Consider the following 24,641-nt stretch of genomic DNA (forward strand, 5'->3'; position numbering starts at 1 on the left):
GGCTCGTGGGCGGTTCAGTACCTTTGCCGCCTTAGTCCGAGTTCGAGAGTCCTTGGCCGGATCGGCCGCTGAGCGCGATCCGAACGAGCGTCATTATCAAAAGATCCAGGGAGCCCGTCATGACCGATCTCGCCTCGCTTCAACGCCAATCCCGAAATGTATTGCACGTATGGCAAGCGTTGCGTGTTTCACGATCGCCGCATTTGATGCCGGTCCAAGCCCAGACACCGCAGCCGCCTGACCCGCCATTCAATCCCGACACGCCGCCGCCGCCCGCACCGCAAGAACCTCCGGATACGATTCCCGATCCGACGCGCGAGCCGCCGTCGCCGCCGAGTCAGCCTATCGGCGATCCGCCTCCGGGACCGAACGAAACGCCGCATGTCTCGGACACGCTGCATTGAAACCGCCGGTTTGGCGGCGCAATGAACATATTTCATCGTTGCTGTAGGCATTACAACGCATTAGGCAAGAATGACCGGATATGAACGCCGTGTCTGGCTGTTCTTGCTGGATTTTGTTGGTAATCCGCCGCCGAACGCTTCTCCGACGGCCTTCTTTCTGGAGGCACCATGAGGCACCCCGCACTCCGTCGCTCAGCACGCCATTCATCGAAGCGTGACGCGCGGCCCGATTCGCCTAAAGTAACTCCACCTGAGGCCGTTGCTGTTCCGGCCGATCCGGCCAGTGTTGATAACCGGCAATCGTCGCATGACCCGGCCGGGCAGAACCGCCCGGCACCGGGCGTACCGCCGGACGGTGACCATAATCAGGGTGGCATTCGCAAAGAAGGGCTCGATTACCAACGGGATCTCGGGTCGGAGCAAGACGCCTGAATCGGTTCGAAGCAACCGGGTTTTGCCGATGCGCGCCACCCTGAAAATATTCTGCGCCGCGCAAGGTAAGCGCGTGTTTTCGTTCGTCTGTCACATTTATACACAATTTTTATTTTCCAAATTGTAAAAAAGGCACGTGTCTTGCATTGCTATTCCGATCAATTCGAACGAGCAACGACAACTGATGAGGTGAAGCAGTAATGAGCAGATTGATCGTGGTATCGAATCGTGTCGCGCCGATCCAGGAAGGCAAACCTGCTGCAGGCGGTTTGGCAATCGGCGTTCTGGACGCGCTGAAGGAGACAGGCGGTGTGTGGTTTGGCTGGAGCGGCGAGATCGTGGGCGAGGCCTCTGCGCCGGTCATCGAGAAGCGTGGCAACGTGACGTATGCGACCGTTGGGCTGACCCGGCGGGACTACGATCAGTATTACCGCGGCTTTTCCAATGCTACCTTGTGGCCGACATTCCACTACCGCAACGACCTGTCGCGATTTGACCGTGAGGAATATGCGGGTTACGCGCGGGTGAACGAGGCGCTGGCTAAACAGCTCAAGCCGCTGCTCGAACCCGACGACATCATCTGGGTGCACGACTATCATTTGCTGCCCTTCGCACAGGAATGCCGGGCGGCGGGCATCAAGAATCCCATCGGGTTTTTCCTGCATATCCCGTTCCCCGTGCCTGAGATCCTGCGGACGGTGCCACCGCACGAAGAGCTGATCAAAGCGATGTGCAGCTACGACATCGTCGGTTTCCAGACGGAGGCGGACAAGCAGTCGTTTGTCGATTACATCGAGCGCGGGAACTTGGGGCATCTCAGCGAAGACGGGATGCTGCAGGCGCATGGGCGCATGTTGAAGGTCGGGGCCTATCCCATCGGCATCTATCCGGACGCCATTGCCAAGGTCGCCGAGCAATTTTCGAATCGCAAGCCGGTCAAGAGCCTGCGCGACAGTTTGCGTGGGCGCAAGTTGATCATGAGCGTGGACCGGCTCGATTATTCGAAAGGGCTTGCCGAGCGTTTCCAGGCGTTCGAGCGCTTGCTGCTGCACGCGCCGGGGTGGCATGGGCGGGTATCGATGGTGCAGATTGCGCCGCCAACGCGTTCGGACGTCCAGACGTACCAGCGCATCCGCCAGAACCTGGAAGGGGAGGCCGGCCGTATCAACGGCCGTTTCGCGCAACTCGACTGGACGCCGATCCAGTATCTCAATCGCAAATACGATCGCAGTTTGTTGATGGCGTTGTTCCGGTTGTCGCAGGTTGGGTATGTCACGCCGTTGCGCGACGGGATGAACCTCGTGGCAAAGGAATATGTGGCGTCGCAGGACCCGGCCGACCCGGGTGCGCTCGTGCTGTCGCAGTTTGCCGGCGCGGCGGATCAGTTGCCGGGCGCGCTGGTCGTCAATCCGTTCGACCTGTCGCAGATGTCCGAGGCATTGGAGCGGGCGTTGTCGATGCCTCTTGCAGAGCGTCAAGCTCGTCATACGGACATGATGGCGCCGTTGCGGGAGAACAATCTATCGGTGTGGCGCGACTCGTTCCTGACTGATTTGCGTAGCGTCGCGACGGCTGCGTCGGTCACGAAGAAAGCGGTGAGGCAGGTGACGGAGGCGAAACGCCCGGCGCGCGTAGCAAGCTAAGCGCAGAGTCAAGTATTTGCGTTAAAATCCTCAGATGAATCCAGCCCCGCGCCGACCAACCGCCGCGGGGCTTTTTGTTGGTGGCATTGCCGAGGGCGGAACGGGACTTGCGTCGCAGAAGAAACGTTCGTCAGGAGGTGATCATGAGTGGAAGCACATTGGACCCGGATGAAGAAGGTGGCGTAGAGGTAGGCAAGGGACATGGGACTGGCGCATTGGGCCCGAGCGATTCGTCCGATAGCGGCTCGGATGTGCAGGGTGAGAAGCGTTATCCCGGCGACATTGAGGACGAACTCGACGCGCATGCCGTCGGCCAGTCCGCAGCCGAGCTGAACAGCGACACGGACCGGTATGGAGCGGGGGAGGCGGCGTCCGCCGATGGTGACAACAACCTCGAACCCGACTCGGACATCCTGCCGGACGGCGTGGATGAAGAGGTGCGCGCGATAGACGACGAGATCGCCGACCCGGCTAGCGACGAAACAGCCAGCGACGAAGACCTTTGAAACGCAAGCGCGGCAAAACGGCGCGCCCGTCAGGGCGCGCCGTTTTGCCTTCAAGAAGAATAATAAGAAATACTAATCAAGAAGACGAAGGCGCCAGCGTCAATTTGCCGGCAGCAGCCAAACCTCAAATCCGCGCTACCATCGCAAAAAGTAAAACTTGCGGAGCGTCCAGCCTTGAACACAGCAGCAAAAGACCAAAGACTGAAGTCCTTCTGGTCATGGATCCAGGACCCGGTCGTCCAGTGGTCGCAGGACCACGGGCTGATGTTTTCGGCGGCGATCGCGTTTTTTGCAGCTTTCTCGCTGGCGCCGACGCTGGTGATCATCATCGCGGTGGCGAGCATTTTCTTTGGCGCGGATGCGGTCCAGGGGCGTCTGTTCGGCGAGATCGCCGGGATAGTGGGTGCCGACGCCGCGCACGGCCTGGAAGCAATCGTCGCCAACGCCTGGCATGCGGACATCGCGACGCGCACGGCGATCCTGTCGGGGGTGGGCGTGCTGGTCGGGGCATCGGCGACCTTTTCGTCGCTCTACACGGCGCTCAACGTGATCTGGCCTGCGCCCGTGACGGGCACGCGGGCCAGCATCATTGCCATTCTGCGGGTTCGCGCGATTTCCTTCGCGTTCGTCCTGGGCGCGGCCTTGCTGATTGTGGCATTGCTCGTACTCGATGCACTCGTGGTTCTGGTCGGGCAATGGGTGCTGGGCACGAGCGGGCCGTCCTTCCTGATCGCGGCGGTGGCGCAGCGGGCCATTTCGCTGGTGATGATGGTGCTCGCGTTCGCGGTATTGCTCAAATTCCTGCCGAGCGCGCGCATGCAATGGCGCGATGCCGCTCTCGGTGCGTCGACCGCAGCGGTGTTGTTCGAAGGAGGAAAACGGCTCTTCGCGTTCTATCTGCAGCACGCGGGCACGGCAAATACTTTCGGTGCGGCCGGGTCGCTCGCGATCATCCTGATGTGGCTGTATTACTCGGCGGCGGTGTTTCTGCTGGGCGCGGAGGTGTCGGCGATGGTCGCGCGCAGACGCACGCAACGAAACTCCGGCTGGCGATAAAAAACGCCCCTGGAAGTAGAAGAGGGGCGTTCTTTTTCAGCCTGCTTTTCAGCCTGTGAAGCCGGACCGTCTGATCGTCTGCTTTAACCTCGGCGCAACTCCGCCGGCGGCACCTTCATCAAATGGCGATACTTCGCCACCGTCCGGCGCGCGACGATCACCCCCTGGTCTGCAAGCATTTTGGCGAGGCTCACATCTGACAGCGGGTCGCTGCTGCTTTCCTTCGCGATCATTTCCTTCAGGAGGGCACGCACGGCAGCAGCCGAGCAGGTACCACCGCTTTCGGTGCTGAGCTCGCGCGGGAAGAAGTGTTTGAACTCGAAGATGCCCCGCGGCGTGGACATGTACTTGTTGCCCGTCGCGCGTGAGATGGTCGACTCATGAAGTTCGAGTTCGTCAGCGACATCACGCAATACCAGGGGCTTCAACGCAATTTCGCCGTAGTCGAAGAAAGCCTTCTGATGCGACACGATGCACTCCGCCACGCGCTGGATCGTCGTGAAACGTTGCTGCGCGTTGCGGATCAGCCAGCGCGCTTCCTGCAATTGTTGAGCAAGCGGCGAGCGGCTTGCCCCCGCCGACTGGGCGAACAGCTCGGCGTACATGCGATGAATGCGCGCACGGGGCAGCACGGCGGGATTGATCGTCACGACCCAGTTTTTCTTCACCTGCCGCACGATTACGTCGGGCACCACGTAGTTGTCTTCCGCCGCACCGTAATTCGCGCCCGGCTTGGGGTCGAGCTTGCGTACAAGAGCGCAGGCGATGCGCAGTTCTTCCGCGCTGCAGCCAATTTTCTTCTGCAACTCGGCCTGCTCGCGGCGCGCGAGCCGCTCAAGATAATGCGTGACAATCTCGATCGCGACTGCGCGTCCCGGCGTTTTCGGGTCGAGCGCGTCGAGTTGCAGCGACAAGCATTCGGACAAGTTACGCGCGCCCACACCAGGCTTGTCCAGCGATTGCACGAGCTTCAGGGCAATATTCAACTCAGCCTCGGACAACGCCGGCTCTATATCCACGAGCTCCGACAGTTCCTGAAGATCCTGACGCAGATAGCCGTCATCATCGAGTGCTTCGATGATGAGCTGCGCCACTGCCCGGTCGCGATCGTTGATCGGATAAAGCCGCAGCGTGTCGTGTAGCGTTTCATGCAGCGAGGGTTCAATGCGAACCCAGTCGGCCGGGTCGGAGCCTTCGCCATCGCCATTATTGCGAGTCGATGTCCGGCCGAACGGATCGGACGAGAATTCGTTCATCGAATCCTCATGCGACTGGGAGTCGCCGCTATCCGATGTATCGGCGTTACTTTCGGCACTCATTGGGGCATCGACGGGCGCGTTCTGATCAACGGGCGCGGGCGTGTCAGCCATGGAGTTGCCATTGTCGGTGGACAGCGCGTTGTCCTCTGCCTGCGTCTCGTCATACTCGAGGAACGGGTTCGTATCAAGCGCGTTGCGCAATTCCTGCTGAAACTCGAGCGATGAAAGTTGCAGCAGACGAACCGATTGCTGAAGGCGCGGCGTGAGCGCAAGACTTTGCTTGGTGCGTAGTTCGAGGGAAGGCGGCATTGCGTGTTGTTCCTCAATGTTAGGACTTTCGTGAGTCCTTAAAAGCAACAGTCATGCCATGCGCGCTGCAGAGCATGTGAGCGCTAGATTTCAATACGATTTTCCGCAGCTAACGGCATGCCCGGGCATTCGATCGGCCGGCAAATGCGCGCACTTTTTACACGCGCACGGGCAAAAGCACTGCGGGTAGGCAGAGGCATCTTGGGCCCCACATCATAGGTAAACAGGGCGTGGACAAAACAGCGGGTAAGCGTTGCAGCATACGGTCTTAACGCAGCTTTCAACGTCACATTTGCCGATTGTCGCGGACGATCCGGCACGCTCTTTGCGTCTGACCTGTCACTACTCGTGGGGTCTTGGCGCTGCGGGTATGAAAACGAGCAGGGCTTTGCAGCAAAGATGCTGCGGCCGTACGAGGCGGCCTACGCTCAAATAACACAGCGGCAACGCCGCAGTTTTTCAAACCAACTAGAAGGAGAATCACGATGAAATCGACCCAAATCCTGAAGGCAGCCGGCAGTATCGCGTGTGTCGTGTTTGCGCTTAACGTCAGTGCACAAACCGCGACCACGTCGACAGGCGCCTCCACGTCGATTGGTACAAAGGTCGATGACACGGCAGTCACGACCAAGGTCAAGGCGGAACTGCTGGGCGCGAAGAATGTCAAGTCCACGCATATTCATGTGAAGACACGTGCTGGCGTTGTATCGCTGACGGGTACGGTGCCCACCGCCGATGACAAAAGCGGTGCGGAAGACGTGGTGTCGAAGGTTGACGGCGTGACATCGGTGCGCAACCACCTGAAGATCGTAGAGTAAGGGTTGGTGCAAAACGGGCGGCGCGCTCGCTGTCCGTTTTGCTTGTTTCTGGTTAGTGATTACAAGGCTGTACGAAGCAATTAATAAGAAGTCCGAATATAGAAGTCTGGGTGCAGTCCATCACTCATAACGGATCTGGTCTTCGCTTAAATCTCGATGAACCGGATCCTCAGGGAAAGGAGATTTTCATGAATCAAACGAAAAAGATTGCTTTGCTCGGCGCACTGGCTCTTGCGTTCTCAGGTCCGGTATTGGCTCAATCAGCCGGAGGCTCGTCAGGTGGGCCGACGGCCGGCGCGGGCGCGAGCGAAGTAGGTGGGCACGCTGGTGCTACCGCCTCGCCCACAGAGGGTGGTATGGCGGCTTCAGGAAGCATGGGCATGAGCAAGAAGAGCTCGCACGGAACGACCTTGCACAAGCAGAACAAGGCGACGCACCTTCGGGGCGCGTCGGCTGCTGCTGCGGCGTCGGCGATGGGTACCAACGACAAGGGCTCACCGCAATAAACTACGTTACCTGTTTGCGAGTGCGCGCGACATGAACCCACCGGCTGCGGTAGCAGCCGGTGGGTTTTTTCTGGCGCCCATCCCTGGTGCGATGAACATCAAGACCGACAGGGATAGCAAATAGTCATTCGAATCTATGAACATGAATGTAAAAAAGCCGGCGCACCTTCGGTGCACCGGCTTGATTTCAACGTGCGACCCGTGATTACGGCTTGGCCGCAGCGTACTGGTCGCGCAGATCGCGAATGCGGTCGTGATTTTCGATTACGCCCTGGTATTGGCGCTCAACCACGGCGCGCACATCCGCCGGCAATTCCTTGTCCAACGCGTCACGATAGTTCTTCTTCGCAACGTCTTCACCGCGCTCGCATTCCTCGAGAATTGCGTGATCGCTACGATGGGTCACGGCCGACTTGATGTCGACCCAACCCCGATGTAGCGCTCCACCCACCGTGCCGCCGGTTTGCGCCTTTCCACCCAGTCGCTGGACCACATCCTGCAACTCGTGCGCACCGCGTGCACAGTCCTCGGCGCGGCCTGTAAACAGTTGCTTCAGGGTCGCGTCCTTCGTGTCTTCAGCGGCCTTCCGGAAGCCCTTCTCGCCGTCCTTCGACGTTTCGACCAGATCGTTCAGTACCGATACGATGTTAGTGCTCATATGAACCTCCTTTGAGTAATCGAAGATGGCCCGCGGTCCTCTGATTCCCCGGATCGCGGTCCAAAGGGGAGTCGCAACGGCTGTGCCCGATCTGTGCCGGATCCATACCCGAGACAGGCGCGTTCGACGCCGGAACGCCGGTCGTTTTTGGGCTTGGCGGTCTGTCATCAATTTCGCAACCGCTTCTGGGAAATAGAGCCGTTACGTGGCATGTGCTTTGCTCAGAGACTGCCAAAAATTGAACGTTGGAGAAGCAATGACCGTTAATCCCCGTGAGGCTCTTGTGTTCGTTGCAATCGTCACATCCGCGATCGTGCTGCAAGTGCGTCAGCATGGTATCGATGAGAATCTCGCGGCCGTGCATGCGCAATCGACGCACAAAGGCCTTTGCAACCCAGTGGCGTCAGCATTGAGAAACGGCCCGCAGCGCGCGAGTTGCGAACCGGCGAACGACGTGCGAGGCACCAATGCCCAGCCGAGCGTACGGTTTCAACTGTGGGCGTAATTCGTAGCGTTCCGAAACATACAAAGTCAATCAGGCCGCTCCCAGAGCGGCCTGATTGACACCAACGCTTGAACTATCCAACTTATGCACGCGGTTCCGCAAATTCCCGAACCGGCTCCGGCGGCTTGACCGGATCGAAGTCGGCCCAGCGGCCGTTTCGCCATTGACCCGATGCACGCTCGACTTCCATACCGCCCGCATCGCGGAGAATGGCTGCCGCTTGTGCCTGCAATTGCGCGCCAACATGCACCGCTACGACAACGCCGGACTGCCTCGCGTCGAGGGCGTTGGCCGAGCCGTGATTGTCAGTGCTGGTCGAATCGACAGCGGCCCGCTTGCCGGACTGGGAACGCGCCATTGCGCCCGCTAGCGATCCGACATAGGCGCCTGCTCCGGCGGCGAGCACCGCGGCCAGCCAAGGCGCCTTGAAGAGTATAAAAACGGCTGCACCCACGATTGCGCCGATTACCGCGCCGATCGTGACGCCCAAGCCCGCGCCCTTCGATGCATCTTTCGCACCGGCATCCGCGTCGTGGTCGCCGCCCGTGGCGAGCCGCGCGTGCTGTCCGCTTGGCGCAACATAGAAGAGCGTGACGTCCTCTTCGAGAAATCCGCCCTCAAAAAGGCGTTGGGCGGCGGCTTCGGCTTTGGGAAAGGTTTGAAACCGTCCTGCAATGATCAAAGACATGAGGACCTCCGGGAAGCGTTTGTTTCAATGAACCGCGTCCTGAACCAATGACGGATGGAACGCGCCGGTCATTCCGGCTCCATGCCCGCCACGCGGAACAGTCCGCTACGTAATACGACGCTCTCTCCGCTATGGCTGTCAAGCGCTTCGGCGCACACCGAGCGGATTCTCGCGCGGCCTCGTTCGAACGCCGCGAGCAAGTCGTCCTCCCGGGCGGACGCAGCGCCGAAATGATCCTCGAGCGCTTCGGCGGAAATGGAACACACCACCGGTTGGCCGTCGACCAGCGCAACGAAATGAAGAGCGAAATCGTCGCCGTCGTAGGTGGGAGGGCCGTCGGTAAACTGGATGTGCATGGTTGAGTCCTCGTAGGCTGGCCGGGGTTGTACAACGCTCGAGGCGAGCGAAGCCGAAGCGGCCGTCATGATGTCACTCCCTTCAGCTTGGCGAGCTGCTGCGCCATTGCGTAGTGATGCTTGATAATCGGCAACGCACGGGCGGCGACATTTTTAAGCTGCGCGTCGTTGCCGCCCTTGCTTTCGGTGCTAAAGATGGCGACTGCTTTGCGATGCCCGTCCACAGCCACCTGTGCGATGTAAGCCTTGTCGAAGTCCGCGCCGTGCAACGTCTCGAGGCTTCCCGTCACCGACGCATCCGCGCTCGGCGCCGACGTGATGCCTTGCCGCTTCGCAACAATATCGAGGTTGCGAGCGAGCCGCGTGTGATCCGCGATCATCCGCTGCGCGAAGCTCTTGACCTGCGCATCCGATGAATTCGTCAACGCCAGCTTGCCAGCCGCGATTTCGGTAGCGCCCGCAGTGCCTGCGTCCTGCACGAACTGCTGATCGGCCGGGGACAATTTGGCGCGGGAGGGCGCGGAGGCAGCCATCGGCGTGGACGCCGCGACGCCTGCGCCGTCATGGGCCGGCGCAGGCGTCGCTGCCCCGTCGGATCCCGCGCGCGCCGGCGCTACCGCATTGCCGTTTTGCGCGCTTGCATTCATCGACACACAACTTGAGCCGAGTGTGAACGCCGCGAGCGCTGCGATCGCGCCAACACTGAGCCGCGACATGCGCAGGACCTTCCCAGGATACAAAGTGTCCATCCCTTGGCGAGTATCCGCTGGCATCGATTTCGTCATTCGGTTCTCCGTAGCCAATCTCGACTCCGACCTCAAGCCGCTTTCTTCCGCTCGCTGAGCGCTTCGATGATGACTTTGTTGAACGCGGGGAGATCGTCGGGTTTGCGACTGCTGATGAGATTGCGATCACGATGCACCTCTTCATCGACCCATGTGCCGCCGGCATTGCGGATATCGTCCTGGAGCGTCGGCCAGCTCGTCAGCGTGCGGCCCGACACAATGCCTGCGGAGATCGGCAGCCAGCCGCCGTGGCAGATCACGGCGATGGGTTTGCCATCCTGATCGAACTGCTTCACGATGCTTTGCGCTTTCGCATCGACGCGGATTGCGTCTGCGTTGACTACGCCGCCCGGTAACACGACCGCGTCGTAATCGGCTGCACTGGTCTGGTCGAAAGTGGCGTCGACCTTTACCGTGTCGCCTTTGTCGGTGTGCACGAAGCCCTGGATCTGTCCCGGCTTTTGCGAGATCACATGGACTTGGGCGCCGGCTGCCTTCAGCGCCTTTTGCGGTTCGACCAGTTCGGCTTGCTCGAAGCCATCGAGAGCGAGAATCGCGACCTTGTAACCGTTGAGGGAATCAGCCATGGAAATAACTCCTTGGTGCATTGAACGAACCGGCTCCGGCACACGGAGCCACGTCCGTTCAATTCAGCAAAGGGTGTGCCCAGGAGGCTCCAACGCAGGGCTACGTGACAGGATCAGACGGGCGGGCGTCAGGCGGTCGCGGGCGTCTTGCTGCGCGAAATGCGCATCAGGCTGACCATGGCCGCTGCGGCTGCAAAGCCCGCCGCGACAACCAGCGTAATGGTCGTGCCGTGCTGCGGTGCAATGCCGAAGATCAGCGCGACGAGTGCCGCGCCGAGCGTCTGTCCCGAGAGGCGCGCGGTGCCGAGCATGCCGCTTGCGCCGCCGCTGCGATGACGCGGTGCCGACGACAGCATCTGGCGATTGTTGGGCGTCTGGAACAAACCGAAGCCCAGGCCGCACACCGCCATGCGCCATGCTATGTCGACGGGCGCGGGGTGTGCCCCAGTGGTCGCGAGCAGCATCAAGCCGGCTGTCATGATGGCCAGCCCGATGCCACCGAGCACACCCGCCGAATATCGGTCGGACAGCATGCCGGCAAGTGGCGCGATGAATACGATCACCAGCGGCCACGGCGTCATCAGGAATCCGGTCTGCACCTGGCTCATGCCAAAGGTGTTCTGCAGCAGGAACGGCAGCGAGACGAAGGCCAGCATTTGCGCGGTAAACGAGCAGAAGGATGTCGCAATGGACAGCGCGAATACCGGGATTCGCAGCAGATCGATAGGCAAAAGCGGCGCGGGTTGCGTCAGTTGCCGCCGCACGAAGAAGTATCCGATCACGCCAGCCACGAGAAACTCGGCGAGCACGTACGAGCGATGTTCTCCGTGACCGAGCCCATCGACGGCAGTGATCGCAAGGCCGAACACCGCCGCGTTCATCAGCGCGCTGAGAAAGTCGTAGGGTTGCCGGTGTCCCGGCGTGCGAGGCAACGCTTTCCAGCCGAGCGCGTACGCAGCGATGCCGATCGGCACGTTGATCGCAAAGAGCCACGGCCAAGGTGCGATAGAGAGAACGCCGGAAGCAACCGTGGGCCCGATGACCGACGAGATCGCCACCACGGAGGCGTTGATGCTGACGCCGCGGCCGAGATGCTCGGTGGGATAGATCATCCGCACCAGGGCCGTGTTGACGCTCATGATGCCCGCCGCGCCGAACCCTTGGATCACCCGTGCAATCGCAAGCGACGTCAGCGACCCGGAGAGCGCGCAGCCGAACGAGGCGATGGTGAACAGCGCAAGTCCCGACATGTACACCCGCCGGTAACCGATCCGGTCGCCGAGCGAGGCGAGCGGCAGCAGCGACACCGTGATGGCGAGCTGATACGCGTTGACCACCCAGATCGAGTCGGCGGGACTGGCGTTCAGGTCGCGGGCGATGGTGGGAAGCGCGACGTTGGCGATGGCGCCGTCGAGCACCGCGAGCGTAATGCCGAGGGCCACGACCAGGATGGCCCAATAGCGCTGGGGAAGAGGAAGGCCTTGGTCTGCGTCCATCGGTAGGGAGGAGGAGGGGAGCGGCGAAGTGTAAGTCGCGCGCCTTTCAGACGGTTTACTTGAGCAGGCATTCAAAACGCGCGGTGCCGCGCAATGCCGTGCAAGCGTGCGCGCGCGACCCCGATCCGGCGCTTATTTCAACTGATACAGCCCCGTGTAGGTAGCCGAATCGATTTCGTTCAGATGCGTCATGAAACGGGCGACCGCGTTGGTCGCCGAGACATCGAGCGACAGGTGATCCGCTTTCAATGCGTGAATCCGGAAAATGTACCGGTGCGGTTTGTCGCCGCGAGGGGGCGCTGCGCCGCCGAACCCGACCGTGCCATAGTCGTTGCGCATTTGCAGCGCGCCGGCAGGCAGCAGGCTGCCGTCGGCCTTGCCGGCATTTTGCGGCAGCGAGAGGGTGTCCACCGGAATATTCACCACGATCCAGTGCCAGAAGCCGCTGCCGGTGGGCGCGTCGGGGTCGTAGACGGTGAGAGCGAGGCTCTTGGCTTCGGGCGGCACACCGTCCCATTGCAGCGCGGGCGAGATGTTTTCGCCGTCCGCGCCGAATGCCTGCTGATCGAACTCATGATTCTTCGAAAGATATCCGTTGGCCGCGAATTCATCGGACCAAATGCGAAAGTCAGCCATGGGGACGTGTCTCCTTTGACGGGGTTAAAGGGTTTTGATATCCCGGCGCGTGCCGGCGTTCAGCCATTCGCGCGGGCGTATGCAGGCCGCAAGACGTGCGGCCATTGAGCGCCTTCGCGCAGCAAACATGCCTGAAGTCCTTCATTGTTGCTCAAGGCCGCAGCGCGTGCGTCCCTCCTGATTATTTCCTTCTAGCTTCCTTGCGCCACGTCTGCGCATAAAATGGCGGAACCGGACCATATCAAGCTAGATCATCGGAAAAGGATGGACATGCCGAACAACCAGGGGCGCGTTTTGCAGAGCATGGCAGCGGCATCGACGGCTGCATCGAGCGCGCCGGCGGACGATGCCGATATGTTCGACCTCGCGCCCGTCTCGCTGTGGCTCGAGGATTTCAGCGCCGTGCGCGAGGTGTTCGAAGGCTGGCGCGCGCAGGGCGTTGTCGACCTGCGCGCCTTTCTGCTTGAAGACTTGGCGCGAATTGCCGAATGTTCGTCGCGCATCCGGCTGATCAAGGTTAACCGGCGCACGCTCACGCTGTTCGGCGCGAAGGATATCGACCATCTGGTGCGTAATCTTGGCGCCGTTTTCCGCGACGACATGCTGCTCACGCACGCAGACGAGCTCGAACAACTATGGTCCGGCAAACCGGCGTTCGTGAGCAAGACGGTGAACTACGCGCTCGACGGCAAGCGGCTCGACGTATTGCTGAAAGCGGTGATCCTGCCCGGACACGAAGCAACCTGGGACCGCGTGCTCGTGACCGTGGAAGACATTACGGAACTGGAAAATGTGCGCCGCAAGGCTGCGCTGAGCGAGCTGTATGCGCGCGGCTTGTTCGAACATTCGCCGGTTTCGCTGTGGGTTGAAGACTTCAGCTCAGTGAAGGCGTTGCTGGACGATATACGCGAACGCGGAATTGTCGACTTCCGGACGTTCACGAATGTTCATCCGGAATTCGTCGAGCGCTGCATGCAGGAAATTCACGTGCTCGACGTGAATCAGCACACGCTGACCATGTTTGGCGCACCGGATAAAGCCGTGTTGCTCTCGCGTCTGGGCGACGTTTTCCGCGACGAGATGGTGAACCATTTCCAGGAACAACTCATCGATCTATGGGAGAACCGCCTGTTTCATCAGCGCGAGGTCGTCAACTATTCGCTGGAAGGGCAGCAATTGCATGTGCATCTGCAATTCTCGGTGTTTCCCGGTCACGAAGCCGATTGGGACCTCGTTCTCGTCGCGCTCACCGACATCACTGCGCGCAAGAAAGCGGAGGCCTACCTGGAGTTTCTCGGCAAGCACGACGCGTTGACGAAACTCAAGAACCGCTCGTTTTACATCGATGAAATGAACCGGCTGGAGCGCAAAGGCCCGTTCCCGGTGACCGCCGTGGCCGTCGACTTGAACGGTCTTAAAACCGTCAACGATCAACTCGGCCACGCTGCCGGTGACGCACTACTGCGGCGCGCCGGCGAAGTACTCGGCAAAGCCGTGGAAAAGCCGAGCCATGCTGCGCGCATTGGCGGCGACGAGTTCGTGCTGCTCCTGCCCGGCATGGACGAACGTGGCGGCGCCGCGGTGATCGACAGCATCCGGCAATTGCTCGAGGTCAACAACCAGTTCTACTCGGGCATGCCCTTGAGCTTTGCGATGGGCGCAGCCACTGCACAGGACGGCGAGCGGCTGGAAGTCATGCTGCAACGTGCCGACGCCGCCATGTACGCCGAAAAGCGTGCGTATTACGGCGCGCCTGACTGAGCGCGGGTCACTTCGTCACTTCATCGATACCCTGGGTCAGCGCCGGGCAAGCTTCGCCGATCTCCTTTGCGTACTCGGTGGGGTTGTTGGTTTTCATCGCCGCGAAGCGATCGACCGTGGCTTGCGCTTCCTTGTAGCCGAGATTCCACTCGCCGTCGAAATCGGGCGCGGCGGGAAAACTCTTGCGCGTCATGACTTTGAACCTGTCGATTTTCACGCGGTCGATGTGGCAGATATCGGCGGCGCCCCGTGCAATATTGGCGCTCGTGCGCACGCCTTCGGCCGCGAGACTTTGGGGTGACGGCGGTTGCACCGCGGGATGGCCCGGCGGTAGTGTCTGAGCGGGAAACGGTTGCTGGGCGGGCGCGTTTTGTGCGGCGGCGTTCAACGGCAGGGCACACGCGCCGCCCGCAATAACGCATGCGATGAGGGTCGGCTTGACCATCGAGTTGAAGGCCGACGCTACGCGGGTCAGGGCTTGCTGGTGAGTCATTCGATTCCTTGTGATGGCGCGCAACCGGGGTCCGCAAAATTCTGCGGAAGTATAACGAAACCCCGGCCAAAGCCCTTGAAACAAGGGTTTTCGTGAAGGACCACATTGCGCTGAAGGTCCGAATAGGCCGGAAGTCGATGCTAAATTTTTTCCTACTTTAAGGCGCTCCGCACACTAAACGATGAAAAAGGCAAGCAAAGTCGCAGCGCCGGTTCGGTCTTCCCGGTCGGTCGGGACACCCGACATCAAACGGAAGTACGACCCGGAACAGACCAAACGAAACATTATCGATATTGCCACCGAGGAGTTCGCGGCGATGGGTTTAAGCGGCGCACGGGTCGACGCCATCGCGGAGCGCACCAATACAACGAAGCGCATGTTGTATTACTACTTCGGCAGCAAGGAGGGGTTGTACGAAGCGGTCATCGAGGAGGCGTACAGCAAGATCCGCGCGCTTGAACAGTCGTTGCATCTTGATACCATGGACCCACGCGAGGGCTTGCGCGAACTCGTCGAGTTCACGTTCGACTTCCACGACAAACACCGCGATTTCGTCCGCCTCGTGACGATCGAGAACATTCATGGCGCGAAACATGTGAGCCAGTTGAAGACGTTCAGGGCGCGCAATGCGAGCGCCGTGAAGACGATCGCTGACCTGATTGCTCGTGGCGTTGCGGCGCGGCAATTTCGTAGCGATGTCGACCCTGTCGACTTGCATCTGTTTATCAGTTCGCTGTGTTTTCATCGCGTCGCGAACCGGCATACGTTTACCGTTGCTTTCGGGCGCGATCCATCCGGCGCGAGATCGCGGGCCCGGCATCGCGAGATGATTGTGGACGCCGTCATGCGGTTCATGCAGCGCTGAGTCGAGCGCGCGGTTGCATTACGCGAAGAGAAGAACGCCCCGACACACATGCCACGAGCGGATTAAATCCTTTTCCCACGCCCCGATTTTGGGCGCTTGACCTATGCTTGAAGCATGGCAGTCGACCGGAATGGAGGGCGCCATGGAAGGTTTAGCGAATATTCTCGTTGGTCTCGCGGCGCTGGCCGCGCTCGCGATTGCGGTGCTCGCGCACGACTGGCGTGACGCATCGCGCGACCGCATGCTGCGCCGCCGCAGCCACGCAAGCCCCGGCGCGTTACGCGACTGGTGGCTCCGACACCGGCACTGAGCGCCCGCACGACCTACGCGCGACCTGGTTACGAGCGGTCGTTCCCGAACGGATGAACCGGGGTCCAGTGGAGGACCGTGCGTGGCGCGGGCTGAATGGGCGTCGGTGGGTCGGGGGTGAGTTCGGGTACGGTATCGAGCGTCCGGTTGCCGGCTTCGTGGGCGTCGATCTGCAGATACAGCCGATGCACTGTCTGGAGCTGCGTGTGAGAAAGATGCGAGTTCCGCGCGACCAGTGCAAGCCGCTCGCGCCAGTAGGTGGGCGGCATGATGGGGCACAACGCGTCGTCGATCAGTGAACGCCGCAGCACCAGTTCGAGGTGCGTCAGTTCCTGGTCTGCCAACAGCGCGGAGGGCGCGCCTTGGAGTTTCATGTCGAGGAGTGAGTCCATCAATGCTTAACGGCAGCGGTGAATCAAACTTTAGCGAACTTCAGGTCGGTACAAACCCTAGATAAGCGATTCATTGAATGGGTCTCGCCACCGCACGGTCCAGATCGGCGCGCGCCCGTTTCACCTTGCGCTCCCAGGCCGCAATATTCAGCTGATCCGTGCCCTTTTTCCTGGCGCGCGCCAACTCCGCTTCCCAGTCCCGCAAACGATTCCTGGCCTCGGCCACGGCACTATCGTGGCGTCTCAACGCGTCTGCGCGTTTTTGCGCGATCGCGTCGGGCGTACATTCAGCGTTGGTCTTGTTGAGTTCGGCTTGCAGGGCGTCGAGTTGCGCCGAGTTGTCCTGGTTCAGCGCGGTGGCCATCTGCCTTTCGAGGGTCTGGCGATGGGCGTCGCAGGCATCGGTTTCCTGTGAGGCGTGAGCGGTCGACAAACACAGGCTTAAGGCGATGGCGGCAAGCAATTTCATAGCGGAATCCGTGGCTGACGAGATTGGGCAGGGGGCAATCGGTGTTTCACTTGTACGGTGTCCGATTGTCCGGTCGGGACGGGGCATCGAATAACCCCCGCGCATCCGTTCGACCGGCCAAGGTCGGCGTTATTTTAACGAGTTTATGGGGACTGAAGGGGTCAATGCGACGGCCATGCACCCGGTCAGTAACGCCTGGTTGCGTCCATGCGGAACGCGTCTTGCGCGAGCCTGCTGGAACTGTTCACATTTTTGCGAGGAACACGCCGATGCGTTTCGATTACAAGGGTTTTCACATCGACTGTCGTTCACGACACGATCAAGATGGCTTGTACTACGCGCAGGCTCGCATGATCCGCATGCCGACAACGGACGACGCACATCCGGAAAAGCACGAGTCAGGCGACATCGACGCGTTCGATAACGACGGCGATGCCATCGCATGCGCGCGGGCATGGGCGCTCGACTGGTGCGACGAGCAAGAAGCCGCGGGGCGAGCCTGACGGCAAGCCTGAGCGCGTCATCATGCTAGGATCGCGTCCTGCCAACGGGAGAAGCCATGCGTTATATGCACAATGAACATGTCATCGACGTGTTCGTCGAACAACGCGGCACCCGCTGGGACTGGTCCGTGCAGGCGGGCAGCTTGCCGCTCAAGACGAATGCGGGCGAGATGGCGCCGACCAGCAATGTCGCCGAAAACGAAGCGCTACATTGGGCGAAGCGTGAGTTGAACCGGCGCTTTCCGGTTGAGCCGGAGTGACGGGTTATTGTTTCGAGCTTGTTCACGAATGTTGCTTGGCAATGCGTTTCAACGCACGGTAGGCGGCCTTAAAGTTCTTTGCATCCGCGCCGTTAGTGTTGGCATGGATACCAAAGAACCCACCCCCGAAGCCTCCCGCGATCTCATCCGTGCTGCGGGCGAAACGCTCGAACTGATCTGCCGCCTGCGTGGGGTTGATATCGAAGAGCTCTCCGATGATGAGCTTGGCGAGTTCTTTTCCAATGCACTGGGCGATGACATCATTGGCCCCTGGTGATTGGGACAGATTGCGGGAAGCAGGATGTCCCGCTGCGAATCTGCCGTGAATGGCAGAACTTGGTTCTTCAGGCTTTCGGCGAGGCATTGAAGCCCGCTAGACCCGTGCTGTCATTGCGCTCATGAAACTCGACAAACTCGCTTACACCGATACCCGTAGCGCACTCAATGCCGCCGACGAAGCGTTGGAATTGCTTTGCCGGCTGAGGCAGATTCCGCTCGACAGCTTGTCGGATGCGGAACTGGGCGAGTTCTTTTTCAGTGCACTCGAAGACGAGTTCGGCGGCGGCGCGTATCTTGGCGGGCGAATCCAAGTTTTTTGACAGCGATGTGACCAGCGCTCGAATGGGCGACAGGTGTTGTTATGACAGGTGTTGTTATACAAGGCACGTGGGGCAGGTTGCTTACGGCGTATTACCTTGGCGTGTCAGGAGAAGGCTTGGCGCGGCTAGTCGAAAATATCGTGCACCAGGGTCTAAAGTTTCGTCAGCAGAGGCCGTTAGCGGATGCATGGACATGACCAATCCCACCGCTACTGCGTTTCGGAATCTTGTTATTGCTGCCGACGAGACCCTCCACGTGCTTTGCCGCCTGCGCGGCATGACGATCGACGATTTGTCGGAGGACGCGCTGGAAACGTTTTTCTTCCAGGCGCTCGATGACGAATTCTGGATCGGCGCGCGGTAAGCCGAGGCAAGTAGCAGAAAGCAGCAGATCGCACTGATATCCGTCGATATCGAACGGCGGCTTCTTCCTTTATTCCTTCCCGCTTCTTCCTTCTTGTCTAAGCCAGCAGGTCTGGCCGTGCTGTAAAGCGCGGATCGGCTAGCCACGCAACAAACTCGTCGCGCCACTGCTCGAAAGCATTCTCGTCCAGGTCGAACACTTCATCGACATGCCCGGCGTCACGCAAGTAGGCGCCCACCACCTGTCGCCCGTCCCAATAAGCAACCGCGAAATCGGTCAAGTCCGCAGTCATGCCGCGTGGCTGGTCGCTAAGCAGCATCTTGAGTTGAGCCTTGAAAACGATATAAGTCGTGGTCATGACGGGTCCCGGATAAAAATCGACACCCTGCGAGGCGAAACAGGGCTCGCTAAGAGTAGCGCTTTCCGAGGCTTTCGTGCATGGGGAAGAGTGGGCGATGTCGCTTAAGCGCGCGGTTTGGCGGCGTAGGTGCCGGGACAGGTGCCGGCACCTACGCCACGGGACGATAACGACAGAGAAAAGCCCCGTAGCGCAAGGCTTACGGGGCTTGGAAATTCGGTGGGGCGGTGTTGAATACATCAATGGTCCCCCCGGCAGGAATCGAACCTGCATCTAGCGCTTAGGAGGCACTTGTTCTATCCATTGAACTACGGGGAGATGGATATTTCAGCGGGCGGACTCAAGCCTTGTAAATACCGGCTTTGGCTCCGCCCAGTGCACGTTTCCGGCTGGTTTGCTTCTTCCTAAATGAAGCGCCGTGACGCACGGTGAACCCTTGCTTCTCAACTTGGCTGCTACGCTTTTGCTATAAAACGGCGCTTTTGGCGACCTATAGCAAGTGGTAGCCACCCCAGACCGCTCGACCTCGCTATTCATCGGTTTCGGGCAAAAAAATCACTTCAATCTTACCCGTCGGCGAACGCTTGTGAACATAGATCCGGCGCAGCGGGCAGAGTATATCAAAGACGTTTAAAACGAAAGGCGCGGCTCTGGCGTGGGCGCGCGAGCAGGAAAGTGCGATCGACAAGGGTTGGAATGCCGTCGACTCGCAAAGCGTCACGATTGCACGTCACGATCGCTCAAAGCTGACGGTGTCGCGCGGCCGTGCGGTAGATTTCGGAGTGACAACAGGCGGCGGATCGTTCCATCATGCGATGACGATTCCAAAGGAGAGGTCGCACCATGTGCTACTCGGCGCAGATCGTGGCGGACTATCGTAAGTACGTGAAGATGTTCGGTCCTGACATAGACATCAGGGAGTTCGCGCGGCTCTACTGGGAGCGCGTCGAAGGCAGCGGTGCGAAGGTCCCCAAGGGCATGGATGCGCCCTTCATGAATCCCGAAACCGAAGAGGAGCGGCGCATCAAGGCGTTGATCGAGCGGTATGACGCAACTCAGATGACGAAGCTCGAACAGGAACTGTGCAAACAGCGCACCCGGCTCGCGGATGCGGAACGCATCCTCGAGGCCAAGGCCACGAAGACGGCCATCGAGAGCAAACGGATTGCCACGGGCAAGATAGACGCAACCCTTCGCCGGCTCGACGACCTATGTCGAACGGAACCAGCGGAGCGGGACTCGCGGATATTTCCCGGTCAATACGCGCCCGTCATGGTGATGGAGAACGGCCGGCGCGTTATTAAGCCGATGCGCTATCAATGTCGGCCGGCAGGTAAGCCCGCTATCTACGACGTGAAATACCCCGGAACCTATAACGCGCGGCGGGACAGTCTTGAGGGTTTCTGGAAGGGGCTTTTCGGTTATACACACGGCCTGCTGCTAGTGACCGCGTTCTATGAAAACGTCAGCCGGTTTCGACTAGAAAATCGCATACCGCTTGACGGGGAGAAAGACGAAAACGTAGTCCTGGAGTTCAGGCCCAACCCGCCCCAAGAAATGCTGATTGCGTGCCTATGGTCGCACTGGCAAGGGAAGGGCGAACCTGACCTGCTGTCGTTCGCCGCTGTCACAGACGATCCGCCGCAGGAAATAGCGTTGGCTGGCCACGATCGCTGCATCATCCCGATCAAGCCCGAACACATCGACGCGTGGCTTAATCCAGACCCGGCGAACCTCGCGGCGCAGTATGCCATTCTCGATGACCGTCACCGGCCATATTACGAGTATCGAATGGCGGCCTAACTGGACCGCTAATGTCGAGGACAGCCGCTGCGAAGGAGTGACGAATGGGTACGGCTTACGCGGACGATGTGAAAGATGCGAGTGCTGTTTCCTGTGAAAAGCCCCACAAAACCACTTTGACCGTTTCCGCCCGGCCCTGGAAGGGATCCTCGCGTCGACATTCCCCGTATCGAATCCCTTCAGTAAAGGACGCGGTACTATCCCCGCTTGCGACGTTGCATCAAAGACCACCAACGGCGTCTGACGCTGTGGTAAAGGCGATAAGGATCGACGCTATTGCGTCGCATCAGGCGACGATACAACACGATTGTTTTCCCGGCGCCCTGTTTCCATTTGCGCTCAGTCTCCTGGCGCGTTGTTGTCGAATTTCGCCAGTCGAACTCGCGGTACTTGGTTGCAATGGTAGCGGGAATATCGAAGATGACTACGTAGGCAAAGCGGGCAGTGGCCGAGACATTCGATCCCGCGCCGTGCAACGTGCGTCCCAAGTGCGCTGTACAGCCGCCAACTGGTACCGGACAAGAGACCGCGTCTTCGGGGTTGAATCCGTCGTAACACTCGATCCCGTGTGAACGCTCCTTGCCCACGAGTTTTCTGTGAGGCTGAACGTCCCAGAGGTGAGATCCCGGAATAAAACGCAGACAGCCGTTCGCGAGTGTGGCGGCTTGCAGCGGCAGCCAGAAGCTCACTTCTTCGTATGCGAAGCGCGGATCGTGGAATGCCTCGTCCTGATGCCACGGAGTCTCAGGGCCGGCTATGGGTGGCTTGTAGAACAGGTGATCTCCTGCAATACGCGCACGCGGGCCCAAGACCTGTTTAGCCAGCAATTTAAGACGCTTGTGATAGTCCATCTGACGCAACCGCGGATTGAAGTTGCTCGGCATCAGCAACTGAGTGAGCCCCGTTGACTCGAGTGGATTCTCGCCAACGAAATCAAACAGCGCGCCTTCTCGCGCACCGGTACCGGCGAATATCAGGCGCTCGCAGATCCCTCTCAGTTCAGCAATTTCCTCCAGCGATGCGACGTTCTCATACGAACTAAAACCGCGATTTTTAAGCGCAGCGATCTGATCGGAGTCAAAACCGCTTGGCTTGAGCCTGTCGGCGTGGGCAATTTCTGTTTGCAAGTTTATTCACTCGAAGCAAAATTGGGTCAGGAAGGATGCTATTAAGGACTATTTTTACCGTATGTGCGGTGGCGCCTATACCAACGGGTTTACGCGAATAGAGCGAGGCGGACCGCCAGATGTGTTAGGCGTCACCGTTGCGCACTTTCGAAGTGCAGTCATCTAATGACTTCGGTAGACCCAATCCGCTTAGCGGCCGCTCCGGAAGGCTTGGACGGATTCTTAACACGCCCATCTCGGCAATGAACTCGCTTGGGACGGCGGCCAAGTGTATGCAGGCCGCAACAGACCAAGGGCTGCCATTTCCCTTCCAGGCGGGTGAACGAGCCAATCAGCCGTAGTTGTCCTGTATGTTGTAAGCATACAAAAACCGTAATTTATCGATAAGTCGTATCTAACCCACGCGAATAGGTCTAGGGTTCGACCACCCACTCAATGATTCTGCTTGAATGGGAGTTAGAACCTGAGAGCGAACGGAGCCTCTGTCCACGAAGACACGGGCCACTATTGCAAGTTAGCGCAAGCCCTAATCGGGGTGAATATGATCACTCATCTTCGCGATGTCTATCGCGGCTTTTTGATTTGCACGGATATCCGACGCGGTTATGGTTTGCGCTATTGCGTGACGCATCAGCAGTTTGAAAAAATGCGGGAGGTTCCTACGAGACCGGTCAAACTCAAATGCGACCTCACGGAACAGTATGTATATATGACAGACGCTTTTGACGCGTCTGCAAGAACAGCGCGAGCGGAAATCGACCTTCTGCTGTTGAACAATTGTCGAAAAGCTTTTGTTTCGATCCGTTATCGGAGGACGAACTGGCCAACCTATTTTTCGCGTGGTTTTGCCTTGCATAAGCAAAAACCAATATAGGTGGACCCCGATGCGCTCGCCTGACTCTGGCGCGACCCGCTGCAGGGAATTCCGATCGCCGTTTGTTAATCACTTGTTTGCCAAGGGAATCTCAATGCCGCAACCTTGATATTGTCTGTTGCATGCGGTGGCGATAGGGCAATGTCATGACCCACGATGAAGTTGGGAGATCCACCGATATTGAATGGATAATCGTTTATGGAGAATTGAATCGCGCTTGGCGGAAAACGGTTGGAGGTTGTAACAGGTCGACCCGACTCAGTTCAGTCAATATCTTCCCCTGAACTACGGGGAGATGGATATCTCAGCGTGCGGACCCATGCCGTTGAGTATCGGTTTTGGGACTGCCAAATCGGCGCGCGGAAAACCAGATAAAGACCACCATACCCCCGCAAAAGAACGCTTACGTCGGTTTCGGCGCATCCTTCGTCGCTCCCACCGCCTCATCGCCCGTAGAGACTGCCAACACGACGCGATTTCGTCCCATGGCCTTGGCCGAGTAGAGCGCAGCATCGGCTCGGGCCATCAGGTTTGCCAGCATTTCACTAGCTTGATATTCATCCACGCCAGCACTGAACGTGCACGTCACTTCTCCGCAAGGTACGGCCAACGTAGACGCGGCCAGATGCAGCCGCAAACTGTTCACCAGCGTCATTGCGTCCACCCTGGTTGTCTCAGGGAACAAGACTGCAAACTCTTCGCCGCCGAGCCGCCCAAAAATGTCTCCTCGCCGAATGCCCTGCGACACAATCGAAGAAAAGTGAGCAAGCGCGCGGTCTCCGGCCGCGTGGCCGTGAGCGTCATTGACTGCTTTGAAGTGATCGATGTCGAGGATGGCAACCGCGAACCGGGATTCTGCACGGTTGGCACGCTCCAGATGCAACTCGGCCTGAGCCATGAATTCGCGCCGCACGAGGGCACCGGTCAACTCATCGATAGCCGCCAACCGCTCCATCCTCTCCGCCATGCGGTCATAGGCCAGCATGAGCGCGCCGATCGAGAGACATGGCAGGGTGACGATACCCAGTGCGAGAAACGCGATGGTCAATGGCGTTGGCTCGAGAAACCGTGTGTGATGTTCCCAGCCAAAGCCGGCGGCAAGTCCACGAGCAAGATGAACGAGCCCGCCGAGCGCGGCGACAATCGCGACGAACTGGTAGCTGTAACCCGGTCGATGCAGCGGCCTCCTGGTGTAGGTTATCCAACCTACGGACAGACGAACGTAGGCGAGAAAGGCGGACATCAGCGTAACCCGGGCAGCTTCGTTCGGCGAAAGACAGGCCCAGTAGATAACGCCAATCACCAGCATCGTGAACGCAGCGACCTCGTGAAGCCGCGAAGGTCGAAGGCCGAAGAATAGCCGGCAACCTTGTAGTACAAGGAGTGCGGCGCTGGCGAATAGCAAACTCGCGACAACGACGGTTAGCGGTGCCGGCGAAGTGTCATCCAAAGCCAACGCTACAAATGCGGCCACGATCAGGACGTTGGCAGCGATCCAGCGAAACAATCCGGGTATCCCGGACCGCACCAGCGAGCCGAATACGACTACGCTGATCGCTCCGGACATAATTCCGACAACGTAAAGTGCGACGGGACTGAACATAGGTTTTCAGTGGGCCAAGTGACCGAAAAATTTCGCGCGAGTCGAATAGGTTGAGCGCCTGATACCTTCCGCTACGTTGCACGAACGTGCTGAACGACGACGCCAGCGGCTCAGATAATACGCTCTGGCACCAAATCTTCATAAAAATCCGCAGCGATGCCGCATTCTCTTTGCGCCGGCTCAGCGGCATGTCACGCGCACGTTTGAAAACACGGGG

General features: G+C 59.4%; 32 protein-coding genes, 1 tRNA gene and 1 pseudogene. 19 read left to right on the forward strand and 15 right to left on the reverse strand.

The window, feature by feature from the left end; translation table 11 throughout:
• The first annotated feature begins 119 nt into the window (after positions 1-119).
• From BSU04_RS10890 to BSU04_RS10910, 5 genes are all read left to right on the forward strand, one after another.
• Positions 120-404 (forward strand): hypothetical protein, encoded by a 285-nt coding sequence (locus BSU04_RS10890; protein WP_306427181.1) that lies wholly within the window; start codon positions 120-122, stop codon positions 402-404.
• 168 nt (positions 405-572) lie between these two features.
• Positions 573-836 carry a hypothetical protein gene (locus BSU04_RS47480; RefSeq protein WP_089160624.1) on the forward strand — a complete coding sequence of 88 codons (264 nt, stop codon included), beginning with the start codon at positions 573-575 and terminating at the stop codon, positions 834-836.
• A gap of 200 nt (positions 837-1,036) precedes the next feature.
• The gene (gene otsA / locus BSU04_RS10900; protein WP_089160625.1) at positions 1,037-2,479 is read left to right on the forward strand and encodes an alpha,alpha-trehalose-phosphate synthase (UDP-forming); all 1,443 of its coding nucleotides are present in this window, start codon (positions 1,037-1,039) and stop codon (positions 2,477-2,479) included.
• A 140-nt stretch (positions 2,480-2,619) separates the two neighbouring features.
• A complete protein-coding gene (locus BSU04_RS10905) occupies positions 2,620-2,985 on the forward strand; it encodes a chemotaxis protein (protein WP_089160744.1) in 366 nt (121 codons plus the stop codon).
• A gap of 174 nt (positions 2,986-3,159) precedes the next feature.
• Positions 3,160-4,041: a YihY/virulence factor BrkB family protein gene (locus BSU04_RS10910; protein WP_256982467.1), complete on the forward strand. Its 882-nt coding sequence runs from the start codon at positions 3,160-3,162 to the stop codon at positions 4,039-4,041.
• An 83-nt stretch (positions 4,042-4,124) separates the two neighbouring features.
• Here BSU04_RS10910 and BSU04_RS10915 read toward each other — a convergent pair whose 3' ends face one another.
• A complete protein-coding gene (locus tag BSU04_RS10915) occupies positions 4,125-5,609 on the reverse strand; it encodes an RNA polymerase factor sigma-54 (protein WP_089160627.1) in 1,485 nt (494 codons plus the stop codon).
• A 485-nt stretch (positions 5,610-6,094) separates the two neighbouring features.
• Here BSU04_RS10915 and BSU04_RS10920 point away from each other — a divergent pair, with 485 nt between their 5' ends.
• Together BSU04_RS10920 and BSU04_RS10925 are read left to right on the forward strand one after the other, a co-directional pair.
• Positions 6,095-6,427: a BON domain-containing protein gene (locus BSU04_RS10920; protein ID WP_089160628.1), complete on the forward strand. Its 333-nt coding sequence runs from the start codon at positions 6,095-6,097 to the stop codon at positions 6,425-6,427.
• Positions 6,428-6,615: 188 nt separating this feature from the next.
• Positions 6,616-6,933 (forward strand): hypothetical protein, encoded by a 318-nt coding sequence (locus tag BSU04_RS10925; RefSeq protein WP_089160629.1) that lies wholly within the window; start codon positions 6,616-6,618, stop codon positions 6,931-6,933.
• A gap of 205 nt (positions 6,934-7,138) precedes the next feature.
• Here the strand turns inward: BSU04_RS10925 and BSU04_RS10930 are convergent, their stop codons facing one another.
• A complete protein-coding gene (locus BSU04_RS10930) occupies positions 7,139-7,591 on the reverse strand; it encodes a PA2169 family four-helix-bundle protein (protein WP_089160630.1) in 453 nt (150 codons plus the stop codon).
• A 256-nt stretch (positions 7,592-7,847) separates the two neighbouring features.
• Between BSU04_RS10930 and BSU04_RS10935 the strand changes: the two genes are divergently transcribed.
• Positions 7,848-8,096 carry a hypothetical protein gene (locus BSU04_RS10935; RefSeq protein ID WP_089160631.1) on the forward strand — a complete coding sequence of 83 codons (249 nt, stop codon included), beginning with the start codon at positions 7,848-7,850 and terminating at the stop codon, positions 8,094-8,096.
• A gap of 82 nt (positions 8,097-8,178) precedes the next feature.
• On the opposite strand, the gene BSU04_RS10940 is transcribed toward BSU04_RS10935, so the two are convergent.
• The 6 genes from BSU04_RS10940 to BSU04_RS10965 form a co-directional block, all read right to left on the reverse strand.
• On the reverse strand, positions 8,179-8,784 hold the full coding sequence (locus BSU04_RS10940; protein ID WP_089160632.1) for a hypothetical protein: 606 nt from the start codon (positions 8,782-8,784) through the stop codon (positions 8,179-8,181).
• A 68-nt stretch (positions 8,785-8,852) separates the two neighbouring features.
• Positions 8,853-9,209 (reverse strand): DUF1488 domain-containing protein, encoded by a 357-nt coding sequence (locus BSU04_RS10945; protein WP_256982470.1) that lies wholly within the window; start codon positions 9,207-9,209, stop codon positions 8,853-8,855.
• Positions 9,206-9,925 (reverse strand): DUF4142 domain-containing protein, encoded by a 720-nt coding sequence (locus BSU04_RS10950; protein WP_256982471.1) that lies wholly within the window; start codon positions 9,923-9,925, stop codon positions 9,206-9,208. The genes BSU04_RS10945 and BSU04_RS10950 overlap by 4 nt, the downstream gene beginning before the upstream one ends.
• A gap of 32 nt (positions 9,926-9,957) precedes the next feature.
• Positions 9,958-10,512: a type 1 glutamine amidotransferase domain-containing protein gene (locus BSU04_RS10955; protein WP_089160633.1), complete on the reverse strand. Its 555-nt coding sequence runs from the start codon at positions 10,510-10,512 to the stop codon at positions 9,958-9,960.
• Positions 10,513-10,640: 128 nt separating this feature from the next.
• Positions 10,641-12,008, reverse strand: coding sequence for an MFS transporter (locus BSU04_RS10960; protein ID WP_089160634.1), 1,368 nt, complete (start codon positions 12,006-12,008; stop codon positions 10,641-10,643).
• Positions 12,009-12,140: 132 nt separating this feature from the next.
• On the reverse strand, positions 12,141-12,644 hold the full coding sequence (locus BSU04_RS10965) for a YbhB/YbcL family Raf kinase inhibitor-like protein (RefSeq protein WP_089160635.1): 504 nt from the start codon (positions 12,642-12,644) through the stop codon (positions 12,141-12,143).
• Between the two features lie 303 nt (positions 12,645-12,947).
• Here BSU04_RS10965 and BSU04_RS10970 point away from each other — a divergent pair, with 303 nt between their 5' ends.
• Positions 12,948-14,405, forward strand: coding sequence for a sensor domain-containing diguanylate cyclase (locus BSU04_RS10970; protein WP_089160747.1), 1,458 nt, complete (start codon positions 12,948-12,950; stop codon positions 14,403-14,405).
• A 7-nt stretch (positions 14,406-14,412) separates the two neighbouring features.
• Here BSU04_RS10970 and BSU04_RS10975 read toward each other — a convergent pair whose 3' ends face one another.
• Positions 14,413-14,898, reverse strand: a complete 486-nt coding sequence (locus BSU04_RS10975; RefSeq protein WP_256982474.1) for a hypothetical protein — start codon at positions 14,896-14,898, stop codon at positions 14,413-14,415.
• A gap of 181 nt (positions 14,899-15,079) precedes the next feature.
• On the opposite strand from BSU04_RS10975, the gene BSU04_RS10980 reads away from it, so the two are divergent.
• Positions 15,080-15,763: a TetR/AcrR family transcriptional regulator gene (locus BSU04_RS10980; RefSeq protein ID WP_089160636.1), complete on the forward strand. Its 684-nt coding sequence runs from the start codon at positions 15,080-15,082 to the stop codon at positions 15,761-15,763.
• A 142-nt stretch (positions 15,764-15,905) separates the two neighbouring features.
• On the forward strand, positions 15,906-16,073 hold the full coding sequence (locus BSU04_RS46390; protein ID WP_179258285.1) for a hypothetical protein: 168 nt from the start codon (positions 15,906-15,908) through the stop codon (positions 16,071-16,073).
• Between the two features lie 28 nt (positions 16,074-16,101).
• Here the strand turns inward: BSU04_RS46390 and BSU04_RS46395 are convergent, their stop codons facing one another.
• Positions 16,102-16,446 (reverse strand): hypothetical protein, encoded by a 345-nt coding sequence (locus BSU04_RS46395; protein ID WP_179258286.1) that lies wholly within the window; start codon positions 16,444-16,446, stop codon positions 16,102-16,104.
• An 88-nt stretch (positions 16,447-16,534) separates the two neighbouring features.
• Positions 16,535-16,933, reverse strand: a complete 399-nt coding sequence (locus tag BSU04_RS10990) for a DUF1090 family protein (protein ID WP_179258287.1) — start codon at positions 16,931-16,933, stop codon at positions 16,535-16,537.
• A gap of 269 nt (positions 16,934-17,202) precedes the next feature.
• Between BSU04_RS10990 and BSU04_RS10995 the strand changes: the two genes are divergently transcribed.
• The 5 genes from BSU04_RS10995 to BSU04_RS46400 all read left to right on the forward strand — a co-directional run bounded on the left by BSU04_RS10995 (position 17,203) and on the right by BSU04_RS46400 (position 18,659).
• Complete coding sequence (locus BSU04_RS10995) at positions 17,203-17,436, forward strand: hypothetical protein (RefSeq protein ID WP_089160638.1); 234 nt, start codon at positions 17,203-17,205, stop codon at positions 17,434-17,436.
• 56 nt (positions 17,437-17,492) lie between these two features.
• Positions 17,493-17,696, forward strand: coding sequence for a hypothetical protein (locus BSU04_RS11000; protein ID WP_031361269.1), 204 nt, complete (start codon positions 17,493-17,495; stop codon positions 17,694-17,696).
• Between the two features lie 28 nt (positions 17,697-17,724).
• Positions 17,725-17,973 carry a hypothetical protein gene (locus BSU04_RS11005; protein WP_089160639.1) on the forward strand — a complete coding sequence of 83 codons (249 nt, stop codon included), beginning with the start codon at positions 17,725-17,727 and terminating at the stop codon, positions 17,971-17,973.
• A 121-nt stretch (positions 17,974-18,094) separates the two neighbouring features.
• On the forward strand, positions 18,095-18,295 hold the full coding sequence (locus BSU04_RS11010) for a hypothetical protein (RefSeq protein WP_089160640.1): 201 nt from the start codon (positions 18,095-18,097) through the stop codon (positions 18,293-18,295).
• A 193-nt stretch (positions 18,296-18,488) separates the two neighbouring features.
• Complete coding sequence (locus BSU04_RS46400) at positions 18,489-18,659, forward strand: hypothetical protein (RefSeq protein WP_179258288.1); 171 nt, start codon at positions 18,489-18,491, stop codon at positions 18,657-18,659.
• Between the two features lie 97 nt (positions 18,660-18,756).
• Here BSU04_RS46400 and BSU04_RS11015 read toward each other — a convergent pair whose 3' ends face one another.
• Both BSU04_RS11015 and BSU04_RS11020 read right to left on the reverse strand, forming a co-directional pair.
• The gene (locus BSU04_RS11015) at positions 18,757-19,017 is read right to left on the reverse strand and encodes a hypothetical protein (protein WP_089160641.1); all 261 of its coding nucleotides are present in this window, start codon (positions 19,015-19,017) and stop codon (positions 18,757-18,759) included.
• A 243-nt stretch (positions 19,018-19,260) separates the two neighbouring features.
• Positions 19,261-19,335, reverse strand: a tRNA-Arg gene (locus tag BSU04_RS11020).
• A 278-nt stretch (positions 19,336-19,613) separates the two neighbouring features.
• Here BSU04_RS11020 and BSU04_RS48775 point away from each other — a divergent pair.
• Positions 19,614-19,742, forward strand: a pseudogene (locus tag BSU04_RS48775) (site-specific integrase); the annotation flags it as partial.
• A gap of 118 nt (positions 19,743-19,860) precedes the next feature.
• Entirely contained in the window at positions 19,861-20,820 is a 960-nt protein-coding gene (locus BSU04_RS11025; RefSeq protein WP_089160642.1) for an SOS response-associated peptidase family protein, read from the forward strand.
• Positions 20,821-21,017: 197 nt separating this feature from the next.
• Here BSU04_RS11025 and BSU04_RS11030 read toward each other — a convergent pair whose 3' ends face one another.
• On the reverse strand, positions 21,018-21,947 hold the full coding sequence (locus BSU04_RS11030) for a phytanoyl-CoA dioxygenase family protein (protein WP_179258289.1): 930 nt from the start codon (positions 21,945-21,947) through the stop codon (positions 21,018-21,020).
• A gap of 541 nt (positions 21,948-22,488) precedes the next feature.
• On the opposite strand from BSU04_RS11030, the gene BSU04_RS11035 reads away from it, so the two are divergent.
• Positions 22,489-22,821, forward strand: coding sequence for a hypothetical protein (locus BSU04_RS11035; protein ID WP_089160644.1), 333 nt, complete (start codon positions 22,489-22,491; stop codon positions 22,819-22,821).
• A gap of 403 nt (positions 22,822-23,224) precedes the next feature.
• Here BSU04_RS11035 and BSU04_RS11040 read toward each other — a convergent pair whose 3' ends face one another.
• A complete protein-coding gene (locus BSU04_RS11040; protein WP_089160645.1) occupies positions 23,225-24,424 on the reverse strand; it encodes a GGDEF domain-containing protein in 1,200 nt (399 codons plus the stop codon).
• Between the last annotated feature and the right edge of the window lie 217 nt (positions 24,425-24,641).

The organism is Caballeronia sordidicola, from assembly GCF_002220365.1.
Classification (GTDB): Bacteria; Pseudomonadota; Gammaproteobacteria; order Burkholderiales; family Burkholderiaceae; genus Caballeronia; species Caballeronia sordidicola_C.